This window comes from Methylobacterium sp. Leaf106 (assembly GCF_001422895.1).
Taxonomy (GTDB): domain Bacteria; phylum Pseudomonadota; class Alphaproteobacteria; order Rhizobiales; family Beijerinckiaceae; genus Methylobacterium; species Methylobacterium bullatum.
Genome location: NZ_LMNB01000019.1, coordinates 1 through 10,962 on the forward strand (window position 1 = coordinate 1; position 10,962 = coordinate 10,962).

The 10,962-nt window shown below is 62.4% G+C and carries 12 protein-coding genes and 1 pseudogene; 4 read left to right on the plus strand and 9 right to left on the minus strand.

The features are described from left to right. Positions 1-411: 411 nt before the first annotated feature. The 6 genes from ASF34_RS11745 to ASF34_RS11770 form a co-directional block, all read right to left on the minus strand. A complete protein-coding gene (locus ASF34_RS11745) occupies positions 412-1,140 on the minus strand; it encodes a recombinase family protein (protein ID WP_056161242.1) in 729 nt (242 codons plus the stop codon). A 213-nt stretch (positions 1,141-1,353) separates the two neighbouring features. Beyond that, positions 1,354-2,535 carry an MFS transporter gene (locus ASF34_RS11750; RefSeq protein WP_056161244.1) on the minus strand — a complete coding sequence of 394 codons (1,182 nt, stop codon included), beginning with the start codon at positions 2,533-2,535 and terminating at the stop codon, positions 1,354-1,356. A gap of 8 nt (positions 2,536-2,543) precedes the next feature. After that, entirely contained in the window at positions 2,544-3,839 is a 1,296-nt protein-coding gene (locus ASF34_RS11755) for an arsenic transporter (RefSeq protein WP_056161246.1), read from the minus strand. 38 nt (positions 3,840-3,877) lie between these two features. Next, complete coding sequence (gene arsC, locus ASF34_RS11760) at positions 3,878-4,303, minus strand: arsenate reductase (glutaredoxin) (protein ID WP_056161248.1); 426 nt, start codon at positions 4,301-4,303, stop codon at positions 3,878-3,880. Then, complete coding sequence (locus ASF34_RS11765; RefSeq protein ID WP_056161250.1) at positions 4,303-4,830, minus strand: arsenate reductase ArsC; 528 nt, start codon at positions 4,828-4,830, stop codon at positions 4,303-4,305. The genes arsC and ASF34_RS11765 overlap by 1 nt, the downstream gene beginning before the upstream one ends. Next, entirely contained in the window at positions 4,823-5,185 is a 363-nt protein-coding gene (locus ASF34_RS11770) for an ArsR/SmtB family transcription factor (protein WP_056161251.1), read from the minus strand. The genes ASF34_RS11765 and ASF34_RS11770 overlap by 8 nt, the downstream gene beginning before the upstream one ends. A gap of 47 nt (positions 5,186-5,232) precedes the next feature. Between ASF34_RS11770 and arsH the strand changes: the two genes are divergently transcribed. The 4 genes and pseudogenes from arsH (at position 5,233) to ASF34_RS11785 (ending at position 7,313) form a co-directional block, all read left to right on the plus strand. After that, positions 5,233-5,979 carry an arsenical resistance protein ArsH gene (gene arsH, locus ASF34_RS11775; protein WP_056161253.1) on the plus strand — a complete coding sequence of 249 codons (747 nt, stop codon included), beginning with the start codon at positions 5,233-5,235 and terminating at the stop codon, positions 5,977-5,979. Positions 5,980-6,019: 40 nt separating this feature from the next. Further along, complete coding sequence (locus ASF34_RS11780; RefSeq protein WP_056161255.1) at positions 6,020-6,223, plus strand: hypothetical protein; 204 nt, start codon at positions 6,020-6,022, stop codon at positions 6,221-6,223. Positions 6,224-6,306: 83 nt separating this feature from the next. After that, a pseudogene (locus ASF34_RS23475) lies at positions 6,307-6,393 on the plus strand (arsenical resistance protein ArsH); the annotation flags it as partial. 248 nt (positions 6,394-6,641) lie between these two features. After that, the gene (locus ASF34_RS11785) at positions 6,642-7,313 is read left to right on the plus strand and encodes a hypothetical protein (RefSeq protein WP_156465705.1); all 672 of its coding nucleotides are present in this window, start codon (positions 6,642-6,644) and stop codon (positions 7,311-7,313) included. A gap of 1,698 nt (positions 7,314-9,011) precedes the next feature. On the opposite strand, the gene ASF34_RS22785 is transcribed toward ASF34_RS11785, so the two are convergent. The 3 genes from ASF34_RS22785 to ASF34_RS22290 form a co-directional block, all read right to left on the minus strand. Further along, positions 9,012-9,368 carry a hypothetical protein gene (locus ASF34_RS22785; RefSeq protein WP_156465706.1) on the minus strand — a complete coding sequence of 119 codons (357 nt, stop codon included), beginning with the start codon at positions 9,366-9,368 and terminating at the stop codon, positions 9,012-9,014. After that, positions 9,361-10,008, minus strand: coding sequence for a nucleotide-binding protein (locus ASF34_RS11790; protein WP_056161259.1), 648 nt, complete (start codon positions 10,006-10,008; stop codon positions 9,361-9,363). Before ASF34_RS11790 ends, ASF34_RS22785 begins: the two co-directional genes overlap by 8 nt. A gap of 98 nt (positions 10,009-10,106) precedes the next feature. Then, on the minus strand, positions 10,107-10,739 hold the full coding sequence (locus ASF34_RS22290) for a hypothetical protein (protein WP_082494152.1): 633 nt from the start codon (positions 10,737-10,739) through the stop codon (positions 10,107-10,109). Positions 10,740-10,962 lie beyond the last annotated feature (223 nt).

Consider the following 10,962-nt stretch of genomic DNA (forward strand, 5'->3'; position numbering starts at 1 on the left):
GGAGACGGGCCGGGGTTTGGACCCCCGACCCTGCTGCGTGCCCCAGGRTCTCGGTCCGGGTTGGAAGCGGACCGCCTGAAGGAGACGGGCCGGGGTTTGGACCCCCGACCCTGCTGCGTGCCCCARGATCTCGGTCCGGGTTGGAAGCGGACCGTACTTGCGCTGCTGAAGAATGTCTATTTCAAAAGCTGTTTGTTTTCAATGACTTAGACATTGTCTCGCAGGAGTTGAGTTACAGGGATCGTGCCTCCCAACCCCATGAGATGAAAGATCCATTGCGACTCGCTCGATCTCACGCAAGATTCATATCGCGGCAAGACAAATTCATCATTCCGATCAAACACTTGACCCGGCGGCGTCTGTGCTGACCCGTACTCATGTGATCGCTTATCCTCCCTGTCCTCTGCGTGCTCACGGGATGGAGGAGAGGAAGGGGTGGCGGATTTCAGATTTCCCCTGCTCGTCGAGGAGCCGCTTCACCTGTGATGCCGACCAAGCACCGCCTCGTACTGCAGGGATCCCTCGCTCATTCAGAGCGACTGCGATCGCCCTCAGGCTTTGCGCGCCATTCCCTTGGATCTCTTGGATGATTGGCATCAGATCTGACTGCCTACGGACCGCCTGATCCTGCCGCACCTTGAGGCTGACAGCGCGGCCTCGGACGTTGTCGGAGGAGAGATTACCGCGGTCGCCCCCGAGCACCTTGCCCCGTGCCTTCGCTGCCGCCAGCGCCTTCCGGGTTCGCTCCGCGATCATGCCGGCCTCCAGCTCAGCGACGCTGAGCATCTGCCGCAACATGAACTTGCCGACTGGCCCCTCGACGTTTGGAAGATCGCAGAACTCGACCTCGACGTCGGCCGCGACGAGGGTGCTCATGAAGTCAGGATTGCGCGTAAGGCGGGAGACGTTCGCCACGATCAGCTTGGCGCCCATCACCCGGCAGAAGGCCAACGCCTTCGCCAACTCCGGTCGGTGTGAGATCCGTCCGCTCTCGATCTCCTTGAACTCACCCACGAGTACCCAGTCGCCGCCGTTGAGCCGGTCGCGCACAGTCTGCTCCTGCGCGTCGAGACCAAGCCCCGACCGCCCCTGCTTGCCCGTACTGACTCGGTAGTAGGCCACGTACTTGCCGGTCGCCATCGCGTCGTTCCATCTGAAGCATCGTTCGTTGCTTCAAACGTAACACGGACATTTGGGCGTCGCCAGACATATTTACGGATCCGCCCAAGATTACACCAGGGTAAATCTGTAGCGTTACATAAATCGAGAAGTGTATTTTTTTATTCGACACCCCCCCGGCCTGTTGTGTAGGGGGATTACTTCCGAGAGTACTAAAAGACCCTATTTCGACAACTAGGTTTGTGCTTGACTTTGCTTGTTCCGCCACAGAGCGGTAATCAGGCCGATGTTCGCCAGAGCAAGCACCAGCAGAATGACCCAAAGGGCATCAGCTCCTGCGCTTGTCAGCACATAGGCGCCGAGTAAAGGAGCGAGAGCTTGCGCCACCAGCCCTGGCCGAGCCAGACGACCGACCAGAGGAGCGTAGCGCTCGGGTCCGAACAGCACGAGCGGCACCGTGCCCCGTGCAATCGAATAGATGCCGTTCCCCGCCCCGTAGAGCACAAGAGCCAAGCCGACACCCGGCGCTCCGAAAGTCAGAAGGCTGAGACCCAAGGCGATCAGTCCGAAGGCGGCGGTCAGCGTCCAGAGCGGATGGTGCCGCCCCTTGAACGACATCTCCACGATGCGGGCACCGACCTGCGCCGGGCCGATCAACGCCCCGTAGGAGACGGCTGAGGCGAGCGCTACGCCCCGCGCCTGTAGCAAGGTGATCAGATGCACCGACACCAGCGCCATGATGGCACCGCCGAGGATCAGCACTCCAGCGAACAAAAGGAAGGCTTGCCTCTCGCCGAATGATAGCGGGCCGGTGCTCGTCGTGTGGGTATCCGTGGGTGCTGACAATGTAGGAGCCGACGGAATCAGCAGCAGCACCAGCGGCAGGGTGACCAGCAAGTGCAGGCCAGCGTAGGTCAGGCACGCCCCGCGCCAGCCGACCTGCGCGACCAGAAACGCTGACAGCGGCCAGCAGACCGTGCTGGCGAACCCACCCCATAGGGTCAGCGTGGTGATCGCCGGCCGTGCCTCAGCGCCGTAGAGCCGGCCGAGTGTGGCAAAGGCTGGGTCATAGAGGCCGCAGCCCATGCCCAACCCCAGCAGCAGCCAGCCTGCCAGGTAGACCGGCAGCACGGGCGCAACAGCCAGGACCGTCAGGCCCGCCGCCAATAGCAGGGCCGCCAGCGCGAGAACCGGCCGCCCGCCCTGACGATGGATCACCGTGCCGACGTGCGGCGAGGCAAACGCGGCGACTAGCAGGCCGAGAGCCAGGCCGCCGACCACCCAGGCCAGCGGCCAGCCAGTGTTCTCCGCAATGGGACCAGCGAGTACCGCCGGCAGGTAGAACGACGACCCCCAGGTAAGGATCTGCACTACGCCCAGGGCGGAGATCACCGGCCAGCGTCGTGCCTCACCCATGGTGTGGCCTACTGCGTGCCGAGCATGGGCAGCCAGGCCGCGAGCGCCAGGAGCGTGACCAGCAGCACGGGCGGAGTGATTACCAGGCCGACCTTCATGTACTGGCCCCAGGTGATGTGCTGGCCCTTGGTGTCGAGGACGTGCAGCCAGAGCAGGGTCGCAAGACTCCCGATGGGCGTGAACTTCGGTCCGAGATCGCAGCCAATGACGTTGGCGTAGACCATCAGCTCACGCATCAGCGGCGACAGGTCCGGGGCCTGCTGGATGGAGAGCGCACCCACCAAGACGCTCGGCATGTTGTTCATCACCGAGGACAGGATGGCGGCAGCGAACCCCGTCCCGATGGTGGCGACGAACGGTCCATGGCCGGCGAGCCAAGCTAGTCCCTGTGCCAGGTAGTCCGTCAGGCCAGCATTCTTCAGGCCGTAGACGACGAGGTACATGCCCAGGCTGAACAGCACGATCTGCCAGGGGGCGCCCGTCAAGACCTTGCGGATGGGGATCACCCGGCTCTGGTTGGCCAGGGCCAGAAGGATGAGAGCGCCAGCGCAAGTCACCACCGAGACCGGCACCCCAAACGGCGCGGTAACGAAATAGGCGACTAGCAGCAGTCCGAGGAGCGGGAACGCTGCCCGGAAGACGAGAGGGTCGCGGATGGCCTGGCGCGGCGCCTCCAGTTCGCCAACGGGATACGTGGCCGGCAGGTCGCGCCGGTAGAACAGCCAGAGCACCACCAGAGTCGCGGCGAGGGAGACGAGGTTCACCGGCACCATCACGGCGGCGTAGCGGCTGAAGGAGATGTCGAAGAAGTTGGCCGAGACGATGTTGACGAGGTTCGAGATCACCAGCGGCAGCGAGGTCGAATCCGCTACGAACCCGCAGGCCACGATGAAGGCGAGCGCTGCCGCCGGCTTGAAGTCGAGGCGCAGCAGGATCGCCAGGACGATGGGCGTGAGCAGCAGCGCCGCTCCGTCGTTCGCGAAGACCGCCGCGATGGCCGCGCCCAGGAGGATGACCAGCGGAAACAGCAAGCGCCCGCGACCGCCGCCCCAGCGGGCTATGTGGAGCGCCGCCCAATGAAAGAACCCGGCCTCGTCGAGGAGCAGCGAGATGATGATGAGCGCGACGAAGGTGAAGGTGGCGTCCCAGACGATGTGCCAGACCAATGGGATGTCACCCGCGTGGATGACGCCGGTGGCCAGCGCCACGGCCGCGCCGATGAGTGCACTCCATCCGATGCCAAACCCCTTGGGCTGCCAGATGACGAAGACCAGGGTGACCACGAAAATGGCAAGTGCGAGCATCGGGGCCGTTTCTTGTTTTTGATGTCGGGAAGGCGGGATCAGGCGGTGGCGACGCGGCGCCCGTGCTCATCGACGACGCGCTCACCGTCTTCCTTGACGAACTCTCCTTGCTGAGCCGGCAGGAGGTCGAGCACCGCCTCGGAGGGGCGGCAGAGGGCAACGCCCTTCGGGCTGACCACCAAGGGACGGTTGAGCAGGATCGGGTGCTCGGCGATGGCATCCAGAAGCTGGTCGTCCGTCAGGGTTCGGTCGTCGAGACCGAGTTCGGCGTAGGGCGTTCCCTTCTCGCGGAGGAAGTCGCGGACCGTGAGCCCAGCCCGCTCGGCAAGCTGGCGCACCAGGATTCGGTTCGGCGGCGTCTTCAGATACTCGACGACGTGAGGCTCGATGCCGGCGTTACGGATGAGGGCCAGGGTGTTGCGCGACGTGCCGCAATCCGGGTTGTGGTAGATGACGACGTCCATCACGCGACCTCCGAACGGGGCGAAGTGGCACCAGCCTGCTGGCCGATCTCGCGGACCTTGGCGGACAGGGCTACCTGGTCGAGGCTGGAGAGCGGCAGGGAGACGAAGGCCGAGATCCGGTTCTTCAAGTAGCGCTGCGCAGTGACGAAGGCCGTCTTGCGCTCTAGGTCGGTGCCCTCGGCTGCGGCGGGATCCTCGATGCCCCAGTGAGCCGTCACCGGCTGGCCGGGCCAGTACGGGCAGGCTTCGCCAGCGGCGTTGTCACAGACGGTGAAGACGAAATCCATGACCGGCGCGTCAGGGCCCGCGAACTCGTCCCAGGTCTTCGAGCGCAGCCCCTCGGTTGGGTACTCTGTCTCGCGCAGGACCTGCACGGCCATTGGGTTCACATTCGGCTTGGGCTGGCTGCCAGCGGAGAAGGCCCGAAAGCGGCCCTGGCCCTCCTTGTTGAGCATCGACTCCGCGAGGATCGAGCGGGCGGAGTTGCCGGTGCAGAGGAACAGGACGTTGTAGACGCGGTCAGGCATGGGCGGTCTCTCCGGGAAGGCAAAGGCAGGCAGCAAGGGCCTCAACCGCCGGGGCACAGACCTCCGGGCGGCCCTGGCAGCAGTCGCGCATCAGGAACTCGATCAAGCCGGACAGGGCCGGATAGGCGGCGCTGTAGATGATCGACCGGCCGTCGCGTCGGGACCGGATCAGCCCGGCATGGCTCAGTTCCTTGGTGTGGAACGAGAGGTTGGTGCCGGACACGCCGACCTCCCCAGCCAGCGCGCCGGCGCTCAACCCATCTGGGCCGGCGGTCACGAGGGCGCGGACGATCCGCAGCCGGTTCTCCTGACCGAGCGCGGCGAAGGCGGCGACGGCTTGCTGTTCATCGATCATGATGTCAATGTCTCAATCATTATTGAAACGTAGAGGAATGAAGCTCCTTGGACAAGCCCCAGCAGCCTTTCGTCGATGGCCTGCCGAACCTGAGCCAGGCGCATTTCGAGGCGCCGACGCAGGACAGCCTTCAGGTCGCCGCACCATTCACCCACGCCCCCCGCTTCCTGATCCTGTACGGATCGCTCCGGGAGCGGTCGTTCAGCCGCTTCCTCGCCCATGAGGCTGCCCGTCTGCTGGAGGCCATGGGTGGTGAAGTGCGGATCTACGATGCGCACGGCCTGCCCCTGCCCGACGACGCCACCGCCGACCATCCCAAGGTCCAGGAGCTACGCGACCTCTCGATCTGGTCGGAGGGCCATGTCTGGGTCAGTCCCGAGCGTCACGGCAACATGACCGGGGTGATGAAGAGCCAGATCGACTGGCTGCCACTGTCGGAGGGCTCGGTGCGCCCGACGCAAGGGCGGACCTTGGCGGTGATGCAGGTGTCGGGCGGCTCGCAATCGTTCAACGCGGTCAACAGCCTGCGCCTCCTCGGACGCTGGATGCGGATGATCACCATCCCGAACCAGTCCTCGGTGCCGATGGCCTACAAAGAATTCGACGATGCCGGCCGGATGAAACCGGGACCGCTCTACGATCGGGTTGTCGACGTCTGCGAGGAACTGTTCAAATTCACCCTGCTGACCCGTGAGCGAGCCGCCTACCTCGTCGACCGTTACAGCGAACGCAAGGAGCGGGAGCCCGAGCGGCTCAAGGCAGTGGCTGCCGACATTGGCTTCGTGAAACGCTGAAATGCTACGAGGACACCGATCCAGAGAAGGAAATCACCCGATGAAGAAGCTGATCGCAACCGCTGCTGCCCTCATGCTCCTGAGCGTTGCTCCTGCCCTTGCCATGGGCTGTTGTGGCGGCAGCAAGGGCAAGTCCGGGATGTGCGCCAAGGGCGACATGGCGGCGATGAAGCACGGCACGAAAGGCAAGAAGGCGGCCTGCTGTTGTGAAGGTATGGGCGGCAATATGAGCAAGCGCGGCTAAGCCCACTGGCGGCCCTCATGCGTGCCGCCAGACCTTCACCGACGAGGTCAGCAGGATTGCAGTGAGCACGTTCAGCAGCCTCCCTCGTGGCCCGCTACAGCGAGCGCAAGGAGCGGGAGCCCGAGCGGCTGAAGGCCGTGGCCACCGACATCCGCTTCGGGAGGCGGTAGATCATCGCTGCTTGTCGCCTCAGGCACATGACTTGACGCCGTCGGAGCCAGGGAGCAAAAGTTGTTCGCTACGTGTTCCAGGCCAACGAAATCCGCTCAGAAGTTTCCAAGGATCTGCAGAGGCAGCTGGCTGAGCACGCTGGTCAGATCCTCCTGATCTATCAAGGGTTTGACTACGAGCCTCACCCTTGCAGCAGGCCGAACGAGCCCAATCTCCCTCTTATATGGTTTAGGATCTGACTCCTGACATGAGAGCGAAATCCACGTCAGCCCCGAGCTGGAACGGCTGGCAGAAGAAACCGAAGATCGGAAAGCGAAAGGTCAGCAGAAGCATCGCACCGGTGACTGTCGGCCACATGTTCAACGCATGGCATTTCGCCAAAGACTTGAAGCTGCCGTTCAATCGCTTCGTCACGATCAGACCAATCATCATCGATAACCTCAGCCCGGCTGAGCGAATCGTGCTGTGGGACGACTACAAGAACAAGATCGCCCAGTTCGCCCGCGACAACCATTTCGAGCACATCAACGTGTGGTCGAGGGAGAGCACCCGTGACACCGGAGAGGCGGAGCATCTACATCTCCTCACCCACATTCCTCCCAGCCTACAGGAAGCTTTCGCCGACAACGTCGCCAAATGGTGCGGCGACACGGACGAAATCGACGTTCGGCCAGCTGACTACCGACTGGCCCGGCAGCCCTCAGGGCGGCTCCACAGCGCCATCACCTACCTCGCAAAGAACTCACCCTCAGCGGCCAAGTTTCGGAACTTCACGTACCGTCTGGGTGGCCCGATCCTGGGGAAGCGAGCGGGCTGGTCACGCAATCTCAGCCCGGCAGCTATTGCGCGAGCTGAAGCCCGCCACCTGATCAAGACCGAGTTCGGGCACGACCGTGCGATCCGTTCTGACCTTCGGTGACAGGTAAGATTGCTCCCCCTTGCTTGACAGTCCATAAAAAAGGTAAATTCCTAAATAGGGATTAAATCATAACTCTTTGATGTCGTTGAGGTTTCTCCGCTCAGAAATGGGAAGAGAAATCGGCCAAATGCCGTTAAATCCATTCAGGAGCCCCGTGGCAGCCGTTTCGGTGAAACCGCCCCGAAGTAGCCCTTATGCCTGCAAGGGGCCTGGGCGGCTTTCTCTGGCGCTGGAAACTGTATCGTAGAGGCATAGCTCCCTTGCCCGCCGAGAGAGCTTGATCCCCGATAACCCGTCTGCTTCTCCCCTCCATTTCTTCCGGATCCTGACTCCGATCTGAAGTTGGAATCCGAGCCCTTCACAGATTTGTATCCTCCCCCTCGGCCACCTCGGGAGAGCCATGTATTCCATTCGGCTGAGACGATCGTCACGACGTTCGCGTCGTTCCGCCATGCAGTCACCCGTCGGATCTCTACGACCACCAAACCGAGCTGCTTCGCTTCGCGCAACGCGTTCCGCACCGAAGTCTCGCTGACCCCTGCCAGAGCCGCGATGTGCCCGATGAACAAGGTACAGCGCCCGTGCTTCATCACCTCGCCGGCGACAACGGCCAGAGCAGCCTGCTCGGCAATTGAGAACCTGGACGCCAGCCCTACCGGCATGGCCCCCGACGCAGCCCATCGGCGTCGGCGCTCGATTGAAGCCGGTGACCGAGGCCGCGATCCTGCACTTCTTCGCTGGGTACCAGTTGCAGACACGACCCGCCGCGCCTCGATCAAAGCGGAAAGCTCCTCGGCCTGGCCTTCCGTGAGGTGCCCCTCCCCGAAGGCCTTCCACATGATGGACAGCACTTCGGGCAACTTCGAGCGCAAAGCCGTCTGGGCCGCGCATCTGATTTCGTCAGCGAACATATCTCTCCCCGGACCATGCAGGCCCACCGGAGGGAGGAGTCACAGGATCACAGGACCGCTTGCAGATTTGCGCGATTGCAAGCCACACGCAAACGAAAGCGACGTCTTCATTTGCGCGATTGCAAACGGCCCGTAGAGGGAAGCCGCTTGCAATCGCGCAAATGCCCAGCCGAAATCGCCCGGCGGCGAAGTGCACCCCGTTGACATCGGCAGGGGGGTGATCGATGATCTCAACGCCAATTGAAGATCTGATCAGCCCCGGCTGTGAACCTGGAACCCGCCCTCACCGGCGGGTTTCTGCGTTTTGGTATCTCGTTGTAGTCGACCCCGACTCTGGCCACGACGGCCAACCCTTATCTCGCCTGAAGCGCCTCCCCGCGTCAAACTCTCGTTAAGCAAGCTCACCCGGTGCCTGCCCGAGAAGGAGCCCACCGTTCCAGACGATCTCCTATTGCTCGCCCTCGCAGCCGAGAACATTGAACTCCGAACCCAGCTCGCCGAGGTGCAAGAACAATGCATCGAGCTGGCCGTTGATGCTGGCGAACTTCATGCTGAGATCGAGGCGTTACAGCGCGAGTTGGCCGAGGTCCGTGCCGCCCATCGATCTGGCTCTACTCAGATCCCCGAGGACTGTCTGAACGACTCATCCGCCTCCAACGGCGCAACTCAGCCAGCAGGGCTGTGATCGCCCCAAGGACTGTCGCAGTGCCGGCGGCGTAGGCGGCGATGACCTGCGGGTCTGACATCGAAGCCTCCAACAATGATTCAGCCTCATGCACCCATAAGGCTATGGCTCTAAGCCGTTTAGTTCGTCGAAGTCCTCCAACTTGTGCGTCTTGAAGTAGGCTCGGAGGGCGTCGTCGTAGATCCGGTGTGGCCTGACCCCCTTCTCGGCCGCATGCATCCGAATTGCCCTATGCGCTGCTGGAGTGAGGTACAGCGAGGTCGAAGTGCGCTTCACCTGGGATGGCTTCTCGCTCGAAGCAGGAGCAAGAGTGGGAACAGGTGCATCAACTTCATGAGGCTGTAGATCCAAGACGCTATCAGTCTTTGAGGCTTTGGGTCTTCCGAGCTGTCGGCCCTCTTCGGCGATCTTTGCGAACTGGCCGGTGGCCTCGCTCCATCCCTTCGACTTCTTATTCATGATCACCCTCCCGAAGCTGCTTGGCGGTCCAGTCCCACAGCTGCCGCACCTCGTCGGCGGCCTGACCGCGTGGTCGAAATTCCGTGACCCCTTGTCCCTCTAAGATTGCGTCCTGGTGATCCAGACGCAGCCCAATCAAGCCTGGGAAGAGGGGGCCATATTTCACCAGTTCACGCGCCGGAGCTTCGGCCCTAGCCGGGCTTCCCGGTGGCACCTGGGTAAGCACGAAGGCGAAGGCGCGATCCTGTAGATCCAGTTCGACGGCGGTACGGATCGCGGCCTGGGCATCCATGATGGCGGGGCGGACGGGAAGGAGCGTGATGTCGGCCGCGTCCATGCCGATACGCGCTGTATCATCGAGGATGCCGGGCGTGTCGATCACCACCAGCGTGGTTGGCTGATGCCCTCGGATCTTGCTCAGCAGGACCCCAAGACCCTCAGCTTCGACAGCGCGGTAGATCACCCGCGTCTTGTGCTCGATGCCGCGCCGCCGTTCCTCCCACGCTTCCAATGAACGCTGCCGATCCAGATCGATGACGACAACGCCTTCACCGGCCTCCGCAGCAGCTACAGCGAGGGAGGCAGCCAGCGTCGTCTTGCCGGAGCCGCCCTTCTGCGTAGCGAGCGTTATCACCTTCATGGGCTCAAAGCCTTTTAGATCCACAGCCTCGTAGATCTTTGAGGCTGGAAAGCTACATGAATTTCACATGACGAACAAGAGGTCATGAGCTTTTGAGCCTATGAGGCTACGGCCTTAGCGCCTACGTCTACCGCGCTGGTCGCAGGAGCCGCAGATGGCGGTTCAGCAGCTGCTGCTGGCGGTGGTTCAGCTGGTGCTGATGCGGCCGCTGGCGCCGCGTAGGGCGTTGTCATGTCCCCTGCGCCGATTTCCAGGGCCCACTCGACAAGCGCATTGTAGCTGCCAGCAGCCAGCCCAGGCGTCTTTTGCGCATGGTGCATGCGGATCACATGATGAGGGTTCCAGATGATGGCGTGACTCATCGGACCGCTTTTACCATCTGCGATGGAGATGAAGTTCAGCTTCGCCAACAAACGCATCCGGCTGATCCAGGTGCTCTCCCTGCGCTGACCACTGAAGCCGGAGGCATGGGCCAACTCCTTCGGTTTCGAGAGATTGACGAAGGAGTTGTCCCAGGTGGAACACCACAACGCCATGTATGTTCGAGAGACGGGCGTGTCCTTCGTCATCTCATCCATGATCTGAAGGATGAGAGGAAATGTCTTAGGGATGGTAGTGAAGCCCTTGTTGGCTTTGCGTTGCCAAAGCCAGGCATCCACATTAGGCCACAACTGTTCACGTAAAGCTATTTGCTTGGCAGCAATTGCGCTCTTCTCACGGACGCTCGTCATCCAGCAGTTCCTATTGAAGGAGACGGGCCGGGGTTTGGACCCCTGACCCTAGTGTGTATTCCAAGATCTCGGTCCGGGTTGGAAGCGGACCGCYYGAAGGAGACGGGCCGGGGTTTGGACCCCCGACCCTGCTGCGTGCCCCAGGRTCTCGGTCCGGGTTGGAAGCGGACCGCCTGAAGGAGACGGGCCGGGGTTTGGACCCCCGACCCTGCTGCGTGCCCCA

Bases quoted from the DNA above. Each gene is read 5' to 3' on its own strand.
- ASF34_RS11780 (WP_056161255.1), top strand. From the start codon at position 6,020: ATGAAGAAGCTGATCGCAACCGCTGCTGCCCTCATGCTCCTGAGCGTT.
- ASF34_RS11765 (WP_056161250.1), bottom strand. From the start codon at position 4,830: ATGCCTGACCGCGTCTACAACGTCCTGTTCCTCTGCACCGGCAACTCC.
- ASF34_RS11770 (WP_056161251.1), bottom strand. From the start codon at position 5,185: ATGATCGATGAACAGCAAGCCGTCGCCGCCTTCGCCGCGCTCGGTCAG.
- ASF34_RS11750 (WP_056161244.1), bottom strand. From the start codon at position 2,535: ATGGGTGAGGCACGACGCTGGCCGGTGATCTCCGCCCTGGGCGTAGTG.
- arsC (WP_056161248.1), bottom strand. From the start codon at position 4,303: ATGGACGTCGTCATCTACCACAACCCGGATTGCGGCACGTCGCGCAAC.
- ASF34_RS11745 (WP_056161242.1), bottom strand. From the start codon at position 1,140: ATGGCGACCGGCAAGTACGTGGCCTACTACCGAGTCAGTACGGGCAAG.
- ASF34_RS11785 (WP_156465705.1), top strand. From the start codon at position 6,642: ATGAGAGCGAAATCCACGTCAGCCCCGAGCTGGAACGGCTGGCAGAAG.
- ASF34_RS22290 (WP_082494152.1), bottom strand. From the start codon at position 10,739: ATGACGAGCGTCCGTGAGAAGAGCGCAATTGCTGCCAAGCAAATAGCT.
- ASF34_RS11790 (WP_056161259.1), bottom strand. From the start codon at position 10,008: ATGAAGGTGATAACGCTCGCTACGCAGAAGGGCGGCTCCGGCAAGACG.
- ASF34_RS22785 (WP_156465706.1), bottom strand. From the start codon at position 9,368: ATGAATAAGAAGTCGAAGGGATGGAGCGAGGCCACCGGCCAGTTCGCA.
- ASF34_RS11755 (WP_056161246.1), bottom strand. From the start codon at position 3,839: ATGCTCGCACTTGCCATTTTCGTGGTCACCCTGGTCTTCGTCATCTGG.